General features: G+C 66.5%; 14 protein-coding genes and 2 tRNA genes. 10 read left to right on the forward strand and 6 right to left on the reverse strand.

What is annotated here, in order from left to right; genetic code table 11:
- Window positions 1-3,193 precede the first annotated feature (3,193 nt).
- From rsmG to rpmH, 6 genes are all read right to left on the reverse strand, one after another.
- Window positions 3,194-3,982, reverse strand: a complete 789-nt coding sequence (rsmG, locus tag ACFYO1_RS24550; protein WP_387235140.1) for a 16S rRNA (guanine(527)-N(7))-methyltransferase RsmG — start codon at window positions 3,980-3,982, stop codon at window positions 3,194-3,196.
- 155 nt (window positions 3,983-4,137) lie between these two features.
- A complete protein-coding gene (locus ACFYO1_RS24555; RefSeq protein WP_379283167.1) occupies window positions 4,138-4,689 on the reverse strand; it encodes a protein jag in 552 nt (183 codons plus the stop codon).
- A gap of 105 nt (window positions 4,690-4,794) precedes the next feature.
- The gene (gene yidC / locus ACFYO1_RS24560; RefSeq protein WP_387235142.1) at window positions 4,795-5,895 is read right to left on the reverse strand and encodes a membrane protein insertase YidC; all 1,101 of its coding nucleotides are present in this window, start codon (window positions 5,893-5,895) and stop codon (window positions 4,795-4,797) included.
- Window positions 5,896-5,899: 4 nt separating this feature from the next.
- Window positions 5,900-6,298, reverse strand: a complete 399-nt coding sequence (gene yidD, locus ACFYO1_RS24565; protein WP_387235145.1) for a membrane protein insertion efficiency factor YidD — start codon at window positions 6,296-6,298, stop codon at window positions 5,900-5,902.
- Entirely contained in the window at window positions 6,295-6,729 is a 435-nt protein-coding gene (gene rnpA, locus ACFYO1_RS24570) for a ribonuclease P protein component (protein ID WP_387235148.1), read from the reverse strand. The genes yidD and rnpA overlap by 4 nt, the downstream gene beginning before the upstream one ends.
- Window positions 6,730-6,747: 18 nt before the next feature.
- The gene (rpmH, locus tag ACFYO1_RS24575) at window positions 6,748-6,891 is read right to left on the reverse strand and encodes a 50S ribosomal protein L34 (RefSeq protein WP_005516618.1); all 144 of its coding nucleotides are present in this window, start codon (window positions 6,889-6,891) and stop codon (window positions 6,748-6,750) included.
- A gap of 664 nt (window positions 6,892-7,555) precedes the next feature.
- Here rpmH and dnaA point away from each other — a divergent pair.
- From dnaA to ACFYO1_RS24625, 10 genes are all read left to right on the forward strand, one after another.
- Window positions 7,556-9,640 carry a chromosomal replication initiator protein DnaA gene (dnaA, locus tag ACFYO1_RS24580; RefSeq protein WP_387235151.1) on the forward strand — a complete coding sequence of 695 codons (2,085 nt, stop codon included), beginning with the start codon at window positions 7,556-7,558 and terminating at the stop codon, window positions 9,638-9,640.
- Window positions 9,641-10,616: 976 nt separating this feature from the next.
- Window positions 10,617-11,792 carry a DNA polymerase III subunit beta gene (gene dnaN / locus ACFYO1_RS24585; protein WP_387235154.1) on the forward strand — a complete coding sequence of 392 codons (1,176 nt, stop codon included), beginning with the start codon at window positions 10,617-10,619 and terminating at the stop codon, window positions 11,790-11,792.
- Window positions 11,793-12,014: 222 nt separating this feature from the next.
- Window positions 12,015-13,196, forward strand: coding sequence for a DNA replication/repair protein RecF (gene recF, locus ACFYO1_RS24590; RefSeq protein WP_387235157.1), 1,182 nt, complete (start codon window positions 12,015-12,017; stop codon window positions 13,194-13,196).
- Window positions 13,197-13,342: 146 nt separating this feature from the next.
- The gene (locus ACFYO1_RS24595) at window positions 13,343-13,903 is read left to right on the forward strand and encodes a DUF721 family protein (RefSeq protein WP_387235375.1); all 561 of its coding nucleotides are present in this window, start codon (window positions 13,343-13,345) and stop codon (window positions 13,901-13,903) included.
- A 412-nt stretch (window positions 13,904-14,315) separates the two neighbouring features.
- Window positions 14,316-16,370 carry a DNA topoisomerase (ATP-hydrolyzing) subunit B gene (gyrB, locus tag ACFYO1_RS24600; RefSeq protein WP_387235160.1) on the forward strand — a complete coding sequence of 685 codons (2,055 nt, stop codon included), beginning with the start codon at window positions 14,316-14,318 and terminating at the stop codon, window positions 16,368-16,370.
- Between the two features lie 52 nt (window positions 16,371-16,422).
- On the forward strand, window positions 16,423-18,945 hold the full coding sequence (gene gyrA / locus ACFYO1_RS24605) for a DNA gyrase subunit A (RefSeq protein WP_387235163.1): 2,523 nt from the start codon (window positions 16,423-16,425) through the stop codon (window positions 18,943-18,945).
- A gap of 40 nt (window positions 18,946-18,985) precedes the next feature.
- Window positions 18,986-20,161: a DUF3566 domain-containing protein gene (locus tag ACFYO1_RS24610; protein WP_387235166.1), complete on the forward strand. Its 1,176-nt coding sequence runs from the start codon at window positions 18,986-18,988 to the stop codon at window positions 20,159-20,161.
- Between the two features lie 158 nt (window positions 20,162-20,319).
- Window positions 20,320-20,393: transfer RNA gene (locus ACFYO1_RS24615), tRNA-Ile, on the forward strand.
- A 29-nt stretch (window positions 20,394-20,422) separates the two neighbouring features.
- The gene (locus ACFYO1_RS24620) at window positions 20,423-20,530 is read left to right on the forward strand and encodes a DLW-39 family protein (RefSeq protein ID WP_223884814.1); all 108 of its coding nucleotides are present in this window, start codon (window positions 20,423-20,425) and stop codon (window positions 20,528-20,530) included.
- A 3-nt stretch (window positions 20,531-20,533) separates the two neighbouring features.
- Window positions 20,534-20,606, forward strand: a tRNA-Ala gene (locus ACFYO1_RS24625).
- Window positions 20,607-20,790 lie beyond the last annotated feature (184 nt).

The following is a 20,790-nucleotide window of genomic DNA, read 5'->3' on the forward strand; positions in this document are numbered from 1 at the left end:
CTCTGTGGTTGTGGCCGGTGTGCGCACCCGCTGGCTGCTCGACGGCCTCAAGTATTTCGGCAGTTCCGATCTCGGTGGCTTTGCTATCCAAACCAGGTCGGAGAAAGGTGGCGTCGCGCCGAGTAGATCGACTGCGTGCTCGATCTATGGATGGAGCGCCCAGCCGGTTTCACATGAAACATCGCCCAACCGATCGCCACGACTGGTGCGCCAAGCGCAGTGCGGCGCGTGGTGCGTGGTGCGTGGTGCGTGGTGCGTGGTGCGTGGTGCGTGGTGCCCAGACTTCCCTACGAATCGGAGGCGGAAGCGGTTCGATTGGACGCGAATGAATCAGTGTGCCCAGGAGAACGAAATGACGCTGCGGTAAGAAGTTTCTCCTCGGACGGAGACAAGCCAAGCGGAATCGATCTGCCCAATGGCACGACACCGAACCGGGAACCGCCACCCACAGTCAAGCCGAGTCAACGAACCAGTTCGCGTCGACCAGCGACTCCTACTTGGAACGACGGAGGAGTCGACCCCGGCTAGTTTCATGATGACCACGGGCTGGGCGCTCCACCGTGGGCGCCAGTAGATCCTGGTCTGGCAGGCGGCGGTTACCCCAGGCATCCCGATGGTCATGCGCGGGGACTTGGGAAGCGGGGCGCGGTGACGACGGGATGGCCGGACATCGAGACGAAGAAGTAGACGGGCAATGGCAGGACGGGTTCGACACGGATGACGGTGGCGATGTGTAGCGACGGAGACCGGTTGACGGGAAGTGAGAGCGCAGAGCGCGTGCGCAAAAGGTGGTGGGCGCACGGAGGGTGACGGGACAGCGGAGGGTGGCGGGACGGCGGACACTGAAACCCGTCAGCGTTTCCCGTGAAACATCTAGAGCGGGCCGCCCCGGCAGACGTTTCATCAACCTGTCGTACATATCCATTCGAACCACGAGGAGCGCCATCCAGCAGCCATCGGAACTCTCCCGCCCACGACTCCAACTCCCGCCCGACACCGAGCCCTCCGCCCCCTCGCTCTTCACCGCAGCAGAGCAACCCGCCAAACAATCCGTCGCTGGTCCGGTCACCCTCCATCGCGGACTGCGCATCACACCTAAGACCCCTGTCGACAAGTCAGGTCGCCGTACCGCTCTACCGCGAGCAGTCAGTCGAAGACGGGAGCCGGGGTCTGCCGTGTTCGGTTCGGAGAGTGGAGGTCGGGATCGGATCTGGGACCGAAGCACTCGCGTCATATCGGGCGGCGGTTGCCGGTGCGAGCGGCTGCCCGGATTGGGTCGAAAACCGAGGGCCCGAGATTGCTCCTGTCGCCCCAGCGGTTTCACATGAAACACCGGCCGATCGTCTCGACGCGATTGAGGCACCGGAGCGAGAGGATGTGACGCGCAGTTGGATGATCCGCGGAAGGTGCCATGACTCCACCCATAGGTCGAAGACCGAGGGCTATCTCGAACGCGCGAATGAGTCAGCCGCATTCCTCAGCTCTGTTGAACCTAGGCACTTGCTCCGGGACTTTGCCGGATCGGGCGCGCACGGTAAGACCGGTCGACCGCATCAGACCCGACGGCCAACCGAGTACGGGCAACACGACACCACCGGCCGCAGGGCAACAGCCCCGAAATGGATCGACCGGCAACTTCATGCTCGATCGGTAGACGAGGCACCCAGCTCGGTTTCACATGAAACATCGCCCAACCGACCGCCTCGGCGGCGTGCGGCGTGCGGTTGATGAGAGCGCGGGCGCGCGGTGTTCACAGACTTTCCTACGAATCGGAGGCGGAGGCGCGGGTCAGATTGGACGCGAATGAATCAGTGCACCAACAGAACGAATGACGCTGCGGTACAAATTCCACCTCCGGGGGGAGACAGGCCAAGTGGAATCCATCGACGGTCCAACGGCACGACACTGAGCCGGAGAGCGATGCGCACCGTCAAGCCGAGTCAAACGAACCATTCCGCATCGCCGGCGATTTTTACTGGAACGGTGGGGGAGCCTCCCGGCCGGTTCGACATGAAACATCGAACTTCTACACCCTGGCGAAGCCGACCACCAACCCACCGAGCCAAGAGTCACGTGACGCATTGGGTTGACGGCAGCAGGACATGTCGGGTCAGTGCTGACAGGTATCGAGAAGCCGTACTCGTCAAAGAATCTCTATGTTCCCCGTCGGCAGCAACCGATTAGTCGATCCATTAAGAGACGGCGCGCGGCCGTCACCACCAATGTGAGACGCCCCTGTCTTCCGCTGCCACCGGTCGGTCGTTCACCCGCAACTCGTTCGATGACCTCTTGCCGACCAACCGAGTCGCCGAAACTCAAGTCCAGCTGACCATCGGGTGGCGAGTAGCCGGATGCGTGGTAGCGGGCCGCAGGATCGAGGAGTGTGAGGCCCCGGAGTCACTGGAAGTTGCGAAGTCGTCGCGCGACCGGGTCGCGCGGCCACCCAGGTCTCTGGGATCACTAGGCCACCTTGGTTTCCAGATCTCCGCGTTATCGAATCGCAGATCGGCGGATCACCAGGGCGGAGCGTCGGACGCTAGGTCACGTGCAAGCTATTGAGTCGCCGGGCACCGTGCGGTCAACATACCTTCCGCAGTTTGCAAGATCGGTAGGCCATCAGGCGGCGAGTATTCGGAAGACGGGGTAGCTGGCCGCGGGATCGCAGAAGTGTCAGGGCTCGGCGTCACAGAGTCGGGCGACCCGATTATCGGATACGGCGCCACCCAAACCACTGACGCCGCTACGTCGCATGAATCCCTAGGTCGCCAGGAAGCGGGGCAGGCGTTTCGAGCCGGCAGGCACCGGCCACTGAGTCACCTTGTCGCTGGACCGCTTTGGACCGCGGACCCGTCCAACTCCTGGGACAAGTCACCATGCTGCCGGGTCGCCAGAGTCCACGCCGGTTCAGCGGGGTGGTAGACCCGTCATAGGTTCAGCAGGTCGCCTAGTCGCCAAGTCAACGGGTCACCCAGTCACCGAGCCGGATCACGAAGTGGCCGAGCCGCCGCTCGGATGCCGAGCCAAGGGCCACAGGGACGCCAGTCGCCGGATGCCGGGTCGCCCCGTCGCCGAATGCTGGGACACCCAGGCGCCGGATGCCGGGTCGCCCAGTCGCCGGAGCCGGGTCGCCCAGTCGCCGGACGGTGGGGTCGCTCGCTCCCCGGACGGCGGAGCGCTGCGAAGAAACGGTGTGCTACTTCGTCTTCCGCGCCCGGCCCACGCCGGGCTCCCCAGCCCGCTTCGCCGCCTTCGCTTCTCGACGTGCGGTCGCGTTCTCACTTCGTCGCCGAGGGGCGCGCTCGGCGCGGGGGAGGCGCTCGGCGCTGATGATGAGGGTGGGGGTGGAGACGAGGCCGACACCGCATTCGACGACCATCGGGTTGCCTGCGCCGGCGCGCTCCAGGGCCTCGCCGTCGCGGGCGAGTTCCTCGGCCGCGCTCACGCCCTTGAGGGCGAGCATGCGGCCGTGGTCGCGCAAGAGGGGGAGGGACCACTGGGCGAGCTTGCCCAGGGGAGCTACCGCGCGGGAGGTGACCACGTCGGCGCCGCCGGCCTCCTTCAGCACACCGGACTGCTCGGCCCGTCCGCGCACCACGGTGACATCCAGCCCGGCCGCTTCGATGAACTCGCTCAGGAAGATGGTGCGGCGCAGCAGCGGCTCGACCAGGGTGATGCGCAGGTCCGGTCGGGCGATGGCGAGCGGGATGCCGGGGAGCCCGGCACCGCTGCCGATGTCGACGACGGAGGAGCCCTCGACGATCAGTTCGCCGATCACCGCGCAGTTGAGAATGTGGCGATCCCACAACCGCGGGACCTCACGCGGACCGATCAGCCCGCGCTCGACGCCGGCGGTGGCGAGCGCCGCGCAGTACCGGCGGGCGAGATCGAGTCGGTCGCCGAACACCGCCGCGGCCGAGGCTGGCGGTTCCAGCTCGGCGGGCAATGGGGTGGCTTCACCGAGATCTCGTTCCACGTGAAACATCCTTCCGAACTCGAGTCGATCAGGGAACCAGCGACATGCGGACAATCAGGTGCCGGACATGAACAAGGCCCCCGATCCGAAGACCAGAGGCCCTATCCCACCATTACCCGTCAGGGTGACGAAATACGCCGGGCCCTAACGTGTCCCGCTTTCGCTCAGGACGGAACAACCACCACATGCCGGTTCGGCTCGACGCCTTCGCTCTCGCTGGCAACGCCGTCGATCACCGACACCGCGTCGTGCACGATCTTGCGCTCGAACGGCGTCATGGGGGAAAGCGACTCCGGCGCACCGGATTCCAGCACCCGCTGCGCGGCGGCGGTGCCGAGCGCGCTCAGGTCCTCCCGGCGCTTGGCCCGCCAACCGGCCACGTCCAGCATCAGCCGGCTGCGCACGCCGGTCGCCTGCTGCACGGCCAGCCGGGTCAGCTCCTGTAGCGCGTCGAGCGTTTCGCCGTTACGGCCCACCAGCTTTGACAGATCCCGGCCACCGTCGATGCTGACGATGGCGCGGTCACCCTCGACGTCGAGATCGATGTCACCGTCGAAGTCGAGCACGTCGAGCAACTGCTCCAGGTAGTCGCCCGCGATTTCGCCCTCTTCGATCAGGGCTTCCTCGGCATCGTTCACGACATCGTCGGCGTCCGTTCCGGCGTTCACCATCGTCGTCGCCACTGTGGCGTCCCCTCCGTCGGTCTCAACTGTCATTTGATTTCCTTCATCTGCTCATCGCGCTCGCCGTGCGCTCGCCGCCGGACGGTGCGCGATCAAGGGGTTGCTCAGCGTGGTGGCCGGCCGACCACCGAATTGCGATCAGCGGCGGCGCTTCTGGTTCGCCCGGCCCCGGTTGCCGCCCGGCCGCTTCTGGCCACTCGGCCTGCGCTGCTGCCCCGCGGGCTTGCTGGTGGTCTTGGCGGTGCCGTTGGTCGAGGCGGGCGCGTCCACCGCGTCCACCGCATCGACGGCGTCCACCGCGTCGGCCGGCGACTTCTTCCGCGTATTGACCGGCTTGGCCCCGGGTTTCGGCGCGTTCTGCGCGCGCTGTTCCAGCTTGGCCTGCTTCTTCTCTTCCGCTTCGCGCTCCATCCGACCGAAGACGAGGTGCTGCTGCCCGTAGGTCCAGATGTTATTGGAGACCCAGTACAGAAGGATGGCGATCGGCAGGAACGGACCACCGACGAGCACGCCGAGCGGGAAGACCCACAGCGCGAGCTTGTTCATCATCGCGGCCTGCGGGTTGGCGGCCGCCTCCGGCGTCTGCCTGGCCACCGAGGCGCGGGCGTTGAAGTGGGTCGCCAGGCCGGCGATGATCATCAACGGGATCGCGACGACGGCGATGCTGACCTTGTTCGGCAGCCCGAGGCCGTCGATGGCGAAGGCGCGCAGCTCGGTGTCGGGGATGGTGATGAAGGACGAGATCGGCGCGCCGAAGAGCCGGGCGCTCAGGAAGGACTGCACGTCGGCCGCGTTGAACACGTAGTTGGGCGTGTTCGCGTTCTGCTCGATGGACATACCGAGCTGGCCGAAGCCGTGACCGGTCCGGTTGAACGAGCGCAGCACATGGAACAGGCCGAGGAACACCGGAACCTGGGCCAGGATCGGCAGGCAGCCCATCAACGGGTTGAAGCCGTGATCCTTCTGCAGCTTCTGCATCTCGGTCGCCATCTTCTGGCGGTCGTTCTTGTATTTCTTTTGCAGCTCCTTGATCTGGGGCTGCAGTTCCTGCATCTGCTTGGTGGTGCGCACCTGCTTCACGAACGGCTTGTAGAGCAGCACACGCAACGTGAAGACCAGGAACACGACGGCGAGTGCCCAGGCGATGCCGCTGTCTTTGCCGAGGCCGGGCACCAACGAGAACGCCCGGTGCCAGAACCACAAGATCCAGGACACCGGATAATAAATGAAGTCGAGCACGGCTCTATGCACTCCCGTCGTTCGTATCGCCGATCACCGCGCGCGGTGATCCTTTCCAAGCGTTCGGCTCCGACACCGGGTCGGCCTGCAGGTTGGCTTCCTGCGGTGCCGGATCGGTGGCTGCCACGGTCCCGGGCGCGGTGCGAACGGTGCTTCGCTTCCGCTCCGGAACGGGGTCCCACCCACCAGGGTGCCAGGGCGCACATTTGGCCAGTCGCACGGCTGCCAATCCGAGGCCGACGAACAGCCCGCGCGTCCGCAACGCGGTGACCGCGTACTCGCTGCAGGTCGGGGTGAATCGGCACACCGGCATGCGGGTGGGGGAGACGTAGGTCCGATACAACTCGATCAGAAAGATCAGTGCGTTCGCCGGTAGCCGGCCGATCGTCGCGGTGCGGCTCATGCGGGACCGGCCGATCCGACGGCTGCCGCGGCGGTCGATCCGGCGCCGAGTTTGCGTACCGCCCCGCGCAACTGACGCAGCAGCTCCTCCGAGGAGGCGGCTGCCGCACCCGGCAGGGCGCGGATCACGATGTCGGCGTCGGCAGGCAACTCCGGAACTATCTGGAGGCACATATGACGCAGGCGGCGGGCCACACGGTGTCGAATCACCGCGTTGCCCACCGCCTTGCTGACGATCAGCCCGAAGCGCGGCCCGCCTACGCGGACCAGCGCTGCGGCTGGATCACCATGTCGTCCATTCACGTCCACGACTCCGTCGTACCCGTGCGTGAGCACGTGTACGACCAGATCTCGCCTCCCGACTCGCTGGCCGCGGCGCACCGTCCGGGAGAAGTCGGCACGATGATGCAACCGATACGACTCAGGCAACACCCGAGCGTCCGCGGAGGATCAGGCAGTGAGTTCGGCGCGGCCCTTGCGGCGGCGCGCCGAAACGATGGCGCGACCCGCACGGGTGCGCATCCGGAGACGGAAGCCGTGGACGCGAGCCCGACGACGGTTGTTCGGCTGGAACGTCCGCTTGCCCTTGGCCACGGTCAACACTCCTCGAGTCAGTGGGCACCAGTCGGTGCCCGAAGCTATGTCGGTGAAACAGGTATTCGCGATGAATCGCAGGTCTGGTCATCATCGGCGCGTCGGTCTTGGCGCACAGTCGGTCGATCTCGACCTACACGCGGTCAGCACAAGACCACCACCGCACCAAAGGGTGACTGTACGAGGGTACTGATCGCCTCGGAGCGGGTCAAACTCGCCCCACCCGAGCGGACCCGCATGCCCGACCTGCACGAACTCGGCCGATCGATCCCCAGAGCTGTGCATATCACGGTCAGACCCTGTGAGTATCACCGTGAGTTCGTCCACACCCCTAGCCACGCCCGAGCGCGTCGCCAACCTGCGTAGCCAAGTGGTTGCTGAGGAACCGCAGGTCAGAGGCTTACGACCGGGTCGAAAAGGCGTATTTCACAACTCCCCAGGGTTCTCCACATCTGTGGATAATTGTGTGGAAAGACCCGTGGAGTGGCATATTCGTAGGGCCGACGGTGCCCGTCGCCGCTCGGAATGGGGATCCGGGCAGCGCTCGAACCGGTTACGGACGTACGCAGGATCACGGTACCGACCCGAGCATGGTCGTCACCACTGCCTCCCCGCGTGCCCCGGCCGTCTGCTCCTATCGACCTACTTCCGGGGAGGAAACTGCATGGACGACGAGCAGAACGTGTTGGCCACGGTGTGGCCCGAGGTAGTTGCCGAGCTGACCACCGGCTCGACCGACGGTGCCATTCCGCCGGTGACCAGAGCACAGCAGGCCTGGCTGAAGTTGGTCAAGCCGCTGACGGTGGCGCAGGGATTCGCCCTGCTCTCGGTGCCTTCCTCGCTGGCTCAGGAGGCCATCGAACGCGATCTGCGCGAGCCGATCCTGCGATCACTGGCCCGGCGGCTCGGTCCACAGGTGGAGGGGCTCGGCGTGCGCATCGCCGCGCCGGCCGCCCCGGCCGGCGACCGGAACAGCAGCAATCCCCGGCATGCCCGGATGACGAGCATGCCGTCGCGCCCCAGGGACAACGGACCTCGGGACAACGGACCCCGCGACGGCGATCCCCGCGACAACGGAGCCCGCGACAACGGCCTCCGGGACAACAGCCCGCGCGACAGCGGGTCCGGAGACAACGGCCACCGCGACAACGGACGCGGCCAGGCCGGCTACCCCGGCGGCGAGTACCAGGGTCGCGACGAGTACCAGCAACCGCGCTACGCCCAGGCCAACGACTATGCCCCCGCACCCGGCTACAACGGCGGCTCCGACTTCTCCGGCAACGAGTACGCCCCGGAATATCCCGCCACCGGCGAATACGACCGCCCGGACTACGCCCGCGACGAGTACCAGGAACGCGACGAGTACCAGGACCGTGGGGAATATCAGCCCCCGGCCGAGCTGCAGCCCGCGCCGCGGCACGACCCCGCGCCCCCGCAACGCCGGGACCAGGGCCTGCCTCCGCGTCGCGAGTCCATCCCGCCCGGCCAGGAGTCCCTGTTCACCCCCGAACCCGGCCCCGCCGCGATGCGCGGTCCGGTCCGCACGCCCGTGCGCGAGGCCGCGGAGTCCGACGATCAGGGCATGGCGGCCGCGCACGAGTCGGTCCGCGAATCCGAGAGCCCGCGCGCCGACCGGGACGACGAGCCCGTGGTCAACGCCCGTAATTCCTGGCCGACCTACTTCACCAAGTCGCAGGAGAGCTCCGCGCCGTCGAGCTCCTCGGCCAGCCTGAACGCGAAGTACACCTTCGAGACCTTCGTCATCGGCGCGTCCAACCGCTTCGCGCACGCTGCCGCGGTCGCCATCGCGGAGGCTCCGGCCCGCGCCTACAACCCTCTATTCGTCTGGGGCGCTTCGGGTTTGGGCAAGACGCACCTACTACACGCGGCCGGCCACTACGCCCAGCGGCTGTTCCCCGGCATGCGGGTGAAGTACGTCTCGACCGAGGAGTTCACCAACGACTTCATCAACAGCCTGCGCGACGACCGGAAGGTGGCGTTCAAGCGCCGCTACCGGGAGACCGACATCCTGCTGGTCGACGACATCCAGTTCATCGAGGGCAAGGAAGGCATCCAGGAGGAGTTCTTCCACACCTTCAACACCCTGCACAACGCCAACAAGCAGATCGTCGTCTCCTCCGATCGCCCGCCCAAACAGCTGGCCACGCTGGAGGAACGGCTGCGCACCCGGTTCGAGTGGGGCCTGATCACCGATGTGCAGCCGCCCGAGCTGGAGACCCGCATCGCCATCCTGCGCAAGAAGGCGCGGATGGACCGGCTCGACGTGCCGCACGACGTGATGGAACTGATCGCCACCAGGGTGGAACGCAATATCCGCGAGCTGGAAGGCGCGCTGATCCGGGTGACCGCGTTCGCGTCGCTGAACGGTCAGCCGCTGGACCTGCCGCTGGCCGAGGTGGTGCTGCGCGACCTCATGCCGGACACCGCGGCGCTGGAGATCAACGCGGCGACGATCATGGCCGTGACCGCGGAGTACTTCAACACCACGCTCGAGGAGCTGACCGGGCCGGGCAAGGCGCGACCGCTGGCGCAGGCGCGGCAGATCGCCATGTATCTGTGCCGTGAGCTGACCGATCTGTCGCTGCCGAAGATCGGCCAGGCGTTCGGCCGGGACCACACCACGGTGATGTACGCGGAGAAAAAGATCCGCAAGGAGATGACCGAGCGGCGCCGGGTCTATGACCAGGTGCAAGAACTAACAGCCCGGATCAAACAACGCTCGCGCTGAGCTTCACTAACACCCCCGCACCGCCCCTGACCTGGGGCGGTGCTTTTTTATGGCCTGTGGATTCCTCGAGGAATCCTTGTGGAGTCCTCGAGGAAACTCCTAGTTGTGCACCGGTTGGCTAACAGGTGTGGGGATGGGCTCGTGGGCGTTCGCTAACAGGGACTTATCCCCAGCTTCCCCGATCGATCTTGCGCACAGGCAGTGACCAGCACGGCAGTCGGTCACGGGGTTGGGGAATCCTCGAGGAGTCCATGTGGAGTCCTCGAGGATTCCTCGAGTTGTCCACGCATCGGTACACATGTGTGAACAACCGGGTGAATTCGGTGGAACAACTCGAGGAGCACTCGAGGATGAATGTGGGACAACTTCGGAACTCCACAGACGCCCCTCGTTCATCCTCGAGACACCCCGCGGTCATCCCCACGGCACCACGCCCGCTGACCTGCGATTTCGGCGTCAGTGCACAGATTCCACAGTGCCTACTACTACTTCAGTTCTTCTTCTAGAAGAACCTTCTTTGAAAACAGGTGTGTGGAAAGTCGGGTTGAGGACCGTCACGACTCGAACCGCTCCCGTCCCCAGGCAAGGAGAAGAGGGGGAGCAGATCCGGAGCGACAGTTCGGTCCGCAGCACCATCCACCGCGTCGGCATCGGGAACCTGCCAACCGATTTCGTGAGCACATGGGTAACTCCTGGCGCACCGGCTGACTCCTCACCGACATCACCGCCGGTCGCCAACCTGACCGTCGTCGCGCCTAGGTCTGGCCTGAAGACTCGGAGAGGCGGTCTAGCGGGTCGGGCTAGGCCACAGCTCCGCTCGCGGGTACGGTTTGGTGTCGGTCGCCTGTGCCACACTTTCCATGGCGGCCGATCCACATCCTGCGCGAATCGACGTTGAACGAGCCGACAGGCTTGGAGGACGAATGTCCGGCCACCGCATAACAGCTCACGGAACTGGGAGAGGACAGATCGGGCGATGGAGCTTGCAAGCATGAAGTTTCGGGTCGCCCGAGAGGACTTCGCCGAATCGGTTGCCTGGGTAGCACGCAGCCTCCCGTCCCGGCCTCCCGTCCCGGTGCTCGGTGGCGTGCTGCTCGTCGCCGACGAAGGCGGGCTCACCGTCTCCGGCTTCGACTACGAGGTCTCCGCGCAGATGCGGGTCGCCGCCGAGGTCGCCGGTCCGGGCGAGGTCCTCGTCTCCGGCCGGCTGCTCGCCGACATCACGAAGTCGCTGTCGAACAAGCCGGTCGACGTGTCGGTGGACGGCACCCGCGTGCTGATCGCCTGCGGCAGTGCGAAGTTCTCCCTGCCGACCATGCCGGTCGAGGACTATCCCCAGCTGCCCGAGGTGCCGCAGCAAACCGGTGAGCTGAGCGTCGACGTGTTCGCCAGCGCGGTCGGCCAGGTCGCCGTCGCGGCGGGCCGCGACGACACGCTCCCGATGCTCACCGGCATCCGCGTCGAGATCGAGGGCTCGAAGGTGGTGCTCGCGGCCACCGACCGGTTCCGCCTCGCGGTTCGCCACATCGAGTGGTCGCCCGCCGATGCCGCGATCGAGACCGCGGTGCTCATCCCGGCCAGGACGCTGTCCGAAGCCGCCAAGACGCTCGGCGCTTCCGATGCGCCCGTGCAGCTTTCGCTCGGCACCGGCGCCGGTTCGGATGGTCTGCTCGGCATCGTTAACGCGGGCCGCCGGACCACCACCCGGCTGCTCGACGCCGAATTCCCCAAGTTCCGTCAGCTGCTGCCGAAGGAACACACCTCGATCGCCACTCTCCAGGTGTCCGTGCTGACCGAGGCGATCAAGCGCGTCGCCCTGGTCGCCGAGCGCGGCGCCCAGGTGCGGCTGGAGTTCTCCACCGAGGGCCTGCAACTGTCCGCCGGTGGCGACGACGCCGGTCGCGCCGAGGAATGGCTGGAGGCCGACTTCCGCGGCGAATCGCTGACCATCGCGTTCAACCCGGGTTACCTGATCGACGGCCTGTCCGCGCTGCACGCCGAGCGGGTCACCTTCGGCTTCACCACGCCGAGCCGGCCCGCGGTGCTGCTGCCCGCCGTCGAGGACGAGCCGAAGGTGCTCGAGTCGGGCGCGTTCGCCGCCCTGGACAGCCCGTACACCTACCTGCTGATGCCGGTCCGGCTGCCGGGCTGAGCGCCTGTGCACGACCGCGATCCGAGTTCGGTCTGTGCCTCGGTCGCCGTGAAACCGATAGCTATGCTGCGGGATTCGATGATCGGGCGGCCGAGGTCGGTGACATTCATGCACAGGTCACGCACAGACTGTGCATGGGTGGCAACGGTTTCGGGGCCGGCCCGGACGCGTTGTGCACAACTTCAAGTGACGGAACTCGCGCAGGTAGGGGCCAGGTAGCGGATGTTCATCAGAACACTGTCGCTGCGTGACTTCCGTTCCTGGGACCACGCGGAACTCGAATTATCCCCAGGCCGAACGGTTTTCCTCGGTTCGAACGGCAACGGCAAGACGAACCTGCTGGAGGCGATCGGCTACCTGGCCACCCTCGGATCACACCGGGTTGCGGCCGATGCCCCGCTGATCCGGCTCGGCGCGGACAAGGCCAGGATCGGTGCGTCCGTGGTCAACAGCGGCCGCGAACTGCGCGTCGACATCGAGCTGAACCAGGGCAGTGCCAATCGGGCGCAGATCAATCGCTCGCCCGCGCGACGGCCGCGGGAGATCCTCGGCATCCTGCAGACGGTGCTGTTCGCGCCCGAGGATCTCGCGCTGGTGCGCGGCGATCCGGGCGAGCGCCGCCGGTTCATGGACGAGTTGTGCACAGCCCGGCTGCCCCGGCTCGCCGCGGTCCGCAGCGACTACGACAGGGTGCTGCGCCAGCGCTCGGCGCTGTTGAAATCCGCTGGGCGGCAAGCTCGGTCGAAGTCGGATCTGAGCACCCTCGACGTGTGGGACGGGCACCTGGCCACGCACGCCTCGGTGCTGCTGACCTACCGGCTGCGCCTGGTGCATGACCTGTACCCGTACCTGGCCCAGGCCTACGCGTCGATCGCGCCCGAATCCCGGGCCGCCGCGATCGCTTACCGCAGCGCCACCCTGCCGCCCGAATTCCTGGACCCGGCCAGGGAACCCGCGCCGGACGATACCGAGGTGCTCGAGGCGATCATGCTGCGCGAGCTGGCCGCGGCCCGGACGAAGGAACTCGAGCGCGGTGTCTGCCTCGTCGGCCCGCACCGTGACGAATTGGAGCTGAACCTGGGGGAGGCCCCGGCCAAGGGTTTCGCCAGTCACGGCGAATCCTGGTCGTTCGCCCTCGCCTTACGGCTCGCCGCGTTCGAGTTGTTGCGCGCCAACGGTTCCGAGCCGGTGCTCCTGCTCGACGACGTGTTCGCCGAACTCGACCGCCGTCGCCGCACCGCCCTGGCTGCCGTCGCCGCCGGTGCAGAGCAAGTACTCATCACCGCCGCGGTGCCGGAAGATGTGCCGGCCGAACTCGCCGCCCACCCGCTGCGGGTGGAAACCAGCGGCGGCGGTGACGGCCGCACCTCCCGGATCGCCGAGCCCGTCACCCCGGCACCCTGACGAACGCACCGTGACGTATGCACAGAAAAGCATGGTTATCAACAGGTCCTGTGGAGAACCATCGCGTCCGTTACCGCGTCCGAGGCGACCGTTCTGTCGGTGCGCTGTCGTAGAGTGACCCTCTGGCCGCGCAACCCGAGAGGAGCCTGGTGACCGATCGAAATGGCGCCGAACCGGCAGGTGAAGAGCCGGAATTGCGCGGTGTGGATCTGGCTAGGCGGGCGCTCGAGGAGGCTCGGGCGGCGGCCAAGGCGAGCGGAAAGTCCGTCGGACAGGGGCGGTCCTCGCCGCAGCGCAGGTTGCGGACCGGTGCGCGTCGCCGCAGCGGCTGGTCGGGCGCGGGCCCGGATCCGCGGGATCCTCAGCCGTTCGGCGCGTTGACCGGATCGCTGGCCAAGAGCCGCGGCTGGTCCGCCAAGGTCGCCGAGGGCACGGTGTTCGGCCGGTGGGCCGGCGTCGTCGGCGAGGACATCGCCGCCCATGCCACCCCGTTGGCCCTGAAGGACAACGTGCTGAGCATCGCGGCCGAATCCACCGCCTGGGCAACCCAATTGCGCATGTTGCAGAGCCAGATCCTGGCCAAGATCAACGCCGCGGTCGGTCCCGGCGTGGTCACCTCGCTCAAGATCACCGGCCCCGCGGCGCCCAGCTGGCGCAAGGGAGAACGGCACATACGCGGCCGCGGACCGCGTGATACCTACGGATAAAACGCCCGCGTTCCACGTGAAACCGGGTGCCGGTCGCACTCGCCGCGCCAACGGCAGGCAAACGTCCGCGTGGCCGGGAATCCGGGCATTCCGCGCGGTGACCGAGGGCCGCCCGGAGGGTCCGCCGATCCGCACCGCCCGAATCCTCCCAGGGGCGAGCTAAAGCCCCGGAGGGCGGAACAGACTCGCGACAATCCGATTTCTCGCATTCACGGAGCTGTCAGGGGTGTCGTAGGTGCACTGTAGGTTGGGTGTACCAGTAGGATGGTGACGTAACTAGCGGCGATCACCTTCGGTGCGTCCCGTACAGCCCGCGTGGCCCTGTATTTCTCGAGCAGTCATGGCCAGGGATCAACGCGTGCTGTGCAGTGCCTCGCCAGGAGGATCAGCAAGTAAGGAGAGCTACCGACCAGTGGCTGCCAACGACTCCAACGCATCGGGCTCGACCAACGCTTCCTCGGGCAAGGCGGATTACGGCGCCTCGTCCATCACGGTCCTCGAAGGACTCGAGGCGGTCCGCAAGCGTCCAGGCATGTACATCGGTTCCACCGGTGAGCGTGGTCTGCACCACCTGATCTGGGAGGTCGTCGACAACTCCGTCGACGAGGCGATGGCCGGGTACGCGTCCAAGGTCGAGGTCACCCTGCTCGCCGACGGCGGCGTCGAGGTGGTCGACGACGGCCGTGGCATCCCGGTGGCCATGCACGCGCAGGGCGTCCCGACCATCGAGGTGGTCATGACCCAGCTGCACGCCGGCGGCAAGTTCGACTCCGATTCCTACGCGGTCTCCGGTGGTCTGCACGGCGTCGGCATCTCCGTGGTGAACGCGCTGTCCTCCCAGCTGGAAGCGGAGATCGACCGCGACGGCTACCACTGGACCCAGACCTACAAGGACTCGGTCCCCGGCAAGCTGCTGCAGGGCGACCCGTCCAAGAAGACCGGCACCACGATCCGGTTCTGGGCCGATCCGAACATCTTCGAGACCACCACCTACAACTTCGAGACGGTCGCGCGCCGGCTGCAGGAGATGGCGTTCCTGAACAAGGGACTCACCATCACCCTGACCGACGAGCGGGTCACCGAGGCCGAGATCACCGACGACGTGGTCAGCGAGACCGCCGACGCGCCGAAGCACGCGGAGGCCGAGGACGACGCCGCGCCGGTCGAGCACAAGGTGAAGAAGCGCACCTACCACTACCCAGGTGGCCTGGAGGACTTCGTCCGCCACATCAACCGGACCAAGCAGCCGATCCACAACTCGGTCGTCGGGTTCACCGGCAAGGGCACCGGCCACGAACTCGAGGTCGCCATGCAGTGGAACTCGGGCTACTCCGAGAGCGTGCACACCTTCGCCAACACCATCAACACGCACGAGGGCGGCACCCACGAAGAGGGCTTCCGCGCGGCGCTGACCACGGTGGTGAACAAGTACGCCAAAGACAAGAAGCTGCTCAAGGAAAAAGACGGCAACCTCACCGGTGACGACATCCGTGAGGGCCTGGCCGCGATCGTCAGCGTGAAGGTCTCCGAGCCGCAGTTCGAGGGCCAGACCAAGACCAAGCTCGGCAACACCGAGGTCAAGTCGTTCGTGCAGAAGGCGTGCAACGAGCACCTGTCGCACTGGTTCGAGGCCAATCCGGCCGACGCGAAGACCATTGTGAACAAGGCGGTCTCCTCGGCGCAGGCGCGCGTCGCGGCCCGTAAGGCCAGGGAGCTGGTGCGCCGCAAGAGCGCGACCGACCTCGGCGGCCTGCCGGGCAAGCTGGCCGACTGCCGGTCCAAGGACCCGAGCAAGTCCGAAATCTACATCGTGGAGGGCGACTCCGCCGGTGGCTCGGCGAAGTCCGGGCGCGACTCGATGTACCAGGCGATCCTGCCGCTGCGCGGAAAGATCATCAACGTCGAGAAGGCCCGCATCGACCGGGTGCTGAAGAACAACGAGGTCCAGTCGATCATCACCGCGTTCGGCACCGGCATCCACGACGAGTTCGATATCGCCAAGCTGCGCTATCACAAGATCGTGCTGATGGCCGACGCCGACGTGGACGGCCAGCACATCGCGACCCTGCTGCTCACGCTGCTGTTCCGGTTCATGCGCCCGCTGGTCGAACAGGGCCACGTGTATCTCGCGCAGCCGCCGCTGTACAAGCTCAAGTGGCAGCGCAGCGATCCGGAGTTCGCCTACTCCGACCGTGAGCGCGACGGCCTGCTCGAGGCGGGTCTCGCGGCGGGCAAGAAGATCAACAAGGAAGACGGCGTCCAGCGCTACAAAGGTCTCGGCGAGATGAACGCCAAGGAACTGTGGGAGACCACGATGGACCCCACGGTGCGCGTGCTCAAGCTGGTCACCCTGGACGACGCGGCCGCGGCCGACGAGCTGTTCAGCGTGCTGATGGGCGAGGACGTAGAGGCCCGCCGCAGCTTTATCACCCGCAATGCCAAGGACGTTCGCTTCCTCGACGTATAAGCCGGTGCGCGTGCCCCCTCACCGCAACCGCACCGCCCGCTAAGGAGACTTCATGACCGACACGACGCTGCCTCCGTACGGAGGCACCGGCGGCGACCGGATCGATCCGGTCGACATCCAGCAGGAAATGCAGAACAGCTACATCGACTACGCGATGAGCGTGATCGTCGGCCGCGCGCTGCCCGAAGTGCGCGACGGCCTCAAGCCGGTGCACCGGCGCGTGCTGTATGCCATGTACGACAACGGGTATCGGCCCGACCGCGGTTATGTGAAGTCCGCGCGCCCGGTCGCCGAGACCATGGGTAACTACCACCCGCACGGTGACGCGTCGATCTACGACACCCTGGTGCGCATGGCGCAGCCGTGGTCGCTGCGCTACCCGCTGGTCGACGGCCAGGGCAACTTCGGTTCGCGCGGCAACGACGGCGCGGCCGCCATGCGCTACACCGAGTGCAGGCTGACCCCGCTCGCGATGGAGATGCTGCGCGAGATCGACCACGAGACGGTCGATTTCATCCCGAACTACGACGGTCGTTCGCAGGAACCGACCGTGCTGCCGAGCCGGGTGCCCGCGCTGCTGATGAACGGCAGCAACGGCATCGCGGTCGGCATGGCGACCAACATCCCGCCGCACAACCTGCGCGAGCTGGCCGAGGCGATCTACTGGGCGCTGGACAACTTCGACGCCGACGAAGAGTCCACCCTGGCCGCCTGCATGGAGCGGGTCAAGGGTCCGGACTTCCCGACCTACGGCCTGATCGTCGGCAGTCAGGGCATTCAGGATGCCTACTCCACCGGTCGCGGTTCGGTCCGGATGCGCGGCGTGGTGGAGATCGAGGAAGACAACAAGGGCCGCACCACCCTGGTCATCACCGAGCTGCCGTACCAGGTCAACACCGACAACTTCATCAACGCGATCGCCGAGCAGGTGCGCGACGGAAAGATCGCCGGCATCTCCGACATCCACGACGAGTCCTCCGATCGCGCGGGCATGCGGATCGTGGTCACGGTCAAGCGCGACGCCGTGGCGAAGGTCGTGCTGAACAACCTGTACAAGCACACCCAGTTGCAGACCAGCTTTGGCTGCAACATGCTCTCGATCGTCGACGGGGTGCCGCGCACGCTGCGCCTCGACCAGATGATCCGTTACTACGTCAAGCACCAGTTGGATGTCATCGTCCGGCGCACCAAGTACTTGCTGCGCAAGGCCGAGGAGCGGGCCCACATCCTGCGCGGCCTGGTCAAGGCGCTGGACGCGCTCGACGAGGTCATCGCGTTGATCCGGCGGTCGGCCAACACCGACACCGCGCGCACCGGCCTGATGCAGATGCTCGACATCGACGAGATCCAGGCGACCGCCATCCTCGACATGCAGCTGCGCCGCCTCTCGGCGTTGGAGCGGCAGAAGATCATCGACGAGTTGGCCAAGATCGAACTCGAAATCGCCGACTTGAAGGACATTCTGGAAAAGCCGGAGCGCCAGCGCGCCATCGTGCGCGACGAGCTGGCCGAGATCGTCGAGAAGTACGGCGACGACCGGCGCACCCGGATCATCGCGGCCGACGGCGATGTCGCCGACGAGGATCTGATCGCCCGCGAGGACGTGGTCGTCACGATCACCGAGACCGGCTACGCCAAGCGCACCAAGACCGACCTCTACCGCAGCCAGAAGCGCGGCGGCAAGGGCGTGCAGGGCGCCGGGCTCAAGCAGGACGACCTGGTCAAGCACTTCTTCATCTCCTCGACGCACGACTGGCTGCTGTTCTTCACGAACAAGGGCCGGGTGTACCGGGCCAAGGCCTACGAGCTGCCCGAGGCCAGCCGGACCGCGCGCGGCCAGCACGTGGCCAACCTGCTCGCCTTCCAGCCGGATGAGAAGATCGCCCAGATCATTCAGCTGAAGTCCTACGAAGACTCGCCGTACCTGGTGCTCGCCACCAAGAATGGCCTGGTGAAGAAGTCGAAGCTGACCGATTTCGACTCCAACCGCACCGGTGGCATCGTCGCGGTTAACCTGCGCGACGAGGACGAACTGGTCGGCGCCGTGCTGTGCTCGGCCGACGACGACCTGCTCCTGGTCTCCGCGCTGGGTCAGTCGATCCGGTTCTCCGCGACCGACGAGGCGTTGCGTCCGATGGGCCGGGCCACCTCCGGCGTGCAGGGCATGCGGTTCAACGCCTCGGATGAACTCTTGTCGCTCAACGTTGTGCGCCCGGATACCTATCTGCTGGTGGCGACGGCCGGCGGTTACGCTAAGCGGACTGCGATCGAGGAGTACACGGCGCAGGGCAGGGGCGGTAAAGGCGTATTGACCGTCCAATACGACCCCAAGCGTGGCACCCTTGTCGGTGCGCTCATCGTCGAGGACGAGGATGAGTTGTACGCGATCACGTCCGGTGGTGGTGTCATCCGGACCGTGGCCAAGCAGGTGCGTAAGGCTGGACGACAGACCAAGGGCGTGCGATTGATGAACCTCGGCGAGGGCGATACGTTGCTTGCTATCGCGCGCAACGCCGACGAGCCCGATCCCGACCTGCTCGCCGGCGACGACAGCGACACCGGTTCCTCCGAGTAAACCCTCCAGCGGCGGCAACGAACGGATCTAAGGATTCCCATTGACCACTCCGAATCAGCCGAATGACGAGCGGCACCAGACGAACGGTGTGACCGAGCGGATCGCACCGTCCCCGATTCCGCCGCGGCCGATCCCCCGGCCGAACTCGTCGGCCGATAACGGCCAGCCAGGCGGCGGGCAGCCAGGTGGCGGCCAGCCGAACGGTGGTGGTGGGCAATCCGCCGCAGGCCAGCCGGGCGGGCAGCAGCACGGTAATCAATCGGGTGGCGGCCCGTCCGGCCAGCAAGGCGGACAGCAGCGCGAAATGCAAGACCAGCAAGGCGATTTCGCGGGCAAGCCGAAGGGGCCGGAGCAGGCTCCCGGTCACAGCGGTCAAGATCCGTTCGATCAGACTGTCCGCATGAACAACTCAGAGCCCGGCGCACCCGAGTCGGGGGATCAGTCCGGTGGCAACGGTGGTGGCCAATCGCCGTTCCAGGACGGCTGGGCACAACTGCCGCAGCGGGAACCACAGTCCAACCTGTACCGGCCCGGCCAGGCGCCGGTCACCGGACGCCCGAGCGGCTCCGGTGGTCAGGGCGGCGGTCAGGGCGGTGGCGGCCTCGGCGGCGGCGTGACCAACGCGCGCACCACGGCCGACCTCGCGGCCAAGGCGGCGCGCAAGGAAGCCGCCATGGTGAAGTCCGTCGGCATCGACGGACCGACCCGCAGCATCGCCCGGCCCGAACTGATCAAGGACATGCCGGACCTTTCCGAGATCCGGCACCCGCTGCCGCCCTCGGCCGAGCACACCGGCCCGCAGACACCCGTCTCGCCCGCCGTGCCGGTCGCGGTCGCCGCGGCCGTCGCCACCGGCGAGCCGCTGCGGGCCACCGTGCAGATCCGCCGGATCGATCCCTGGTCGACCCTGAAGATCTCGCTGGTGATCAGCGTCGCCATGTTCTTCGTCTGGATGCTCGCCGTCGGCCTGCTCTACATCGTGCTCGAGGGCATGGGCGTGTGGGAACGACTGAACAACACGTTCACCGACATGGTCTCGCAGGACAGCGGATCGGTCGGGCTCATCGACGCGGGCACGGTCTTCGGCTATGCGGGCGTCATCGGCCTGATCAACGTGGTGCTGTTCACCGCGCTCGGCACCGTCGGCACGTTCATCTACAACCAGTGCTGCGATCTGGTCGGCGGCATCCAGGTGACCCTGGCCGACCCCGACTAGAAACCCGGAAAACCACCGGCCGGTGCCGTCCCCATCCAGGGGCCGGCACCGGCCGTTTTTCATCGTTAGCGGCCCCTCTACCAGCCGTTTTGGTCGTTCATGTGCAAGTCGGGTAATCTCTAGCCTCGGCTCAGGTGGAACAAACACAAGAGCCATACGGGCCTATAGCTCAGGCGGTTAGAGCGCTTCGCTGATAACGAAGAGGTCGGAGGTTCAAGTCCTCCTAGGCCCACTCCCGAACATCACAGTAGGGTGGGAACCATGAAGTTTCTTGTCACGGTCGGCGCCGTGGTAGCGGTTCTCATCGGCATCTCCAAGCTGCGCCAGCGCAACGACGCGGACATGTGGCACGAGGTCACCACCCGCTGACTCGGGGCCTTAGCTCAATTGGCAGAGCACTGCCTTTGCAAGGCAGGGGTTAGGGGTTCGATTCCCCTAGGCTCCACTCGTAGGTTGCTCATGCTCATGGAAAGCATGAGCTGGGCTCGTTCCGCGTGTTTTGTGGGGGCGCAGCCCCCACGCCCCCCCGGGGGGGGGGGGGGGGGGGGGCGCCCCCCCCGCCGGGGGGGGGGGGGGGGGGGGGTGGGCCCCCCCCCCCCCGGTTTGAGGGGGTGATTAGCGGCCGCGGC

This window comes from Nocardia sp. NPDC006044, assembly GCF_042871115.1.
Lineage (GTDB): Bacteria > Actinomycetota > Actinomycetes > Mycobacteriales > Mycobacteriaceae > Nocardia.